Origin of the sequence: Thermomonas sp. (assembly GCF_041905325.1) — a bacterium.
Lineage (GTDB): Bacteria > Pseudomonadota > Gammaproteobacteria > Xanthomonadales > Xanthomonadaceae > Thermomonas.
Genome location: NZ_JAYRLK010000048.1, coordinates 1 through 1,503, shown reverse-complemented (window position 1 = coordinate 1,503; position 1,503 = coordinate 1). Strand labels below are relative to the sequence as shown.

Below are 1,503 nucleotides of genomic sequence, written 5' to 3'. Positions count from 1 at the left end.
CCGGCCTGCACCAGCGCGAGACCGAGCTGGACGCCAGCATGATGCAGGCGCGGGTGCAGGACGCCATCACCGGATTGTTCACCGACAAGGAAGCGCAGGTCGGCGGCGACACCATGCGCATGCTGGAAAAGCACGTCATGCTGAACGTCCTCGATGCCAGCTGGAAGGAACATCTGGCGCGGATGGACTACCTGCGCCAGGGCATCCACCTGCGCGGCTACGCGCAGAAGCAGCCGAAGCAGGAATACAAGCGCGAGGCGTTCGAGTTGTTCACCGAACTGCTGGAGCGGGTCAAGCTGGAAGTGGTGTCACTGCTGGCGCGGGTGCGCATCCGCAGCGAGCAGGAAGTGGCCGAGGCCGAAGCGGCGGAGCGCGCGCGTGCCGAAGCGGTGGCACGGCAGGCGCAGTTCCAGCATCCCGACATCGGCAACCTGGGCGTAGACGAGGAAGCCGCGGACGTGCAGCGTGACCTTGCGCAGGCCAATATCGGCCGCAACGATCCTTGTCCCTGCGGCAGCGGCAAGAAGTACAAGTATTGCCACGGCAAGCTCAGCTGAGCTGAGCTTGCCGTTGTGCAGCCCGATGAAAGCCTGGCTGCACCCCCACATCCGCAAGCGGATGCGGGGCCCCAACGGTCATGCCTCCAATCCCCTGCGCCTTCGTCGCGCCCCCCTTACCAAGGGGGGCTTTCCCGGTTCCAGCCTTCCGGTTTTCTCATTCCCGCGTTCTCGACCAGATCCAGGGCTCCTGTTGCGATGAAGCAGATTCATGTCGTTGCCGGCGTGCTCCGCGACGCGCGTGGGCGCATCCTGCTCGCGCGGCGCACCGCGGGGCGCGAGCTGGCCGGACTATGGGAGTTCCCGGGCGGCAAGGTCGAACCCGGTGAAACGCCGGAGGCTGCACTGATACGCGAATTGCGGGAAGAGCTTTCAGTCGAAGCCACGGTTGGCGCGGCGATCATATGCGTGGATTGGGCGATGCCTGACAAGCAGCTGCTGCTGGATGTGCGTGAAGTGGCGCACCAAGGCGTGCCACGGGGCGTCGAAGGGCAGGCCTTGGCGTGGGTGCCGCTGCACAAGCTGGGTGACTATCCGATGCCGCCGGCAGACCGGCCGGTGGTGGACGTGTTGCTGCAGCGGCGATAAGTGCAGATTGCGGTGCGCTCCTAGGAGGGCACGCGCTTGCTCAAACGCCGATACAGGCAATCCAGCGCTTCCACATGCGGCACCAGATCCTCCGGAGTGTCGGCGTTGACCACGATGTCATCTGCCATTGCAAGACGCGTTTCGCGCGGGGCCTGTGCTGCAATCATCGCTTTCGCCAGCGCAGCATCGATGCCGTCGCGGCGCATCAGCCGGTCGAGCCGAATCGCCTCCGGGGCATCCACCACCAGGATCCGGTCCAGCCACGGGTAAGCCGTGCGACCTCCTCCCTCGGCGAGTAGCGGGATTGCGGCGATCACATAGGGTCCACTTGCCGCCAGGCAGGCCTCGCGCAGCGCTG

At 65.7% G+C, this 1,503-nt stretch carries 2 protein-coding genes and 1 pseudogene; 2 read left to right on the top strand and 1 reads right to left on the bottom strand.

Features of this window, described 5'->3' with window-relative positions:
• Positions 1-557 (top strand): SEC-C metal-binding domain-containing protein (locus ACE3OK_RS12620; protein ID WP_374249899.1); only part of this gene is annotated, 557 nt, incomplete at its 5' end.
• Between the two features lie 198 nt (positions 558-755).
• Positions 756-1,136 (top strand): annotated as a pseudogene (mutT, locus tag ACE3OK_RS12615) (8-oxo-dGTP diphosphatase MutT); the annotation flags it as partial.
• Between the two features lie 29 nt (positions 1,137-1,165).
• Here the strand turns inward: mutT and ACE3OK_RS12610 are convergent.
• Positions 1,166-1,503, bottom strand: a 338-nt coding sequence (locus ACE3OK_RS12610; RefSeq protein ID WP_374249898.1) for a dephospho-CoA kinase, incomplete at its 5' end; no start/stop codon positions are given.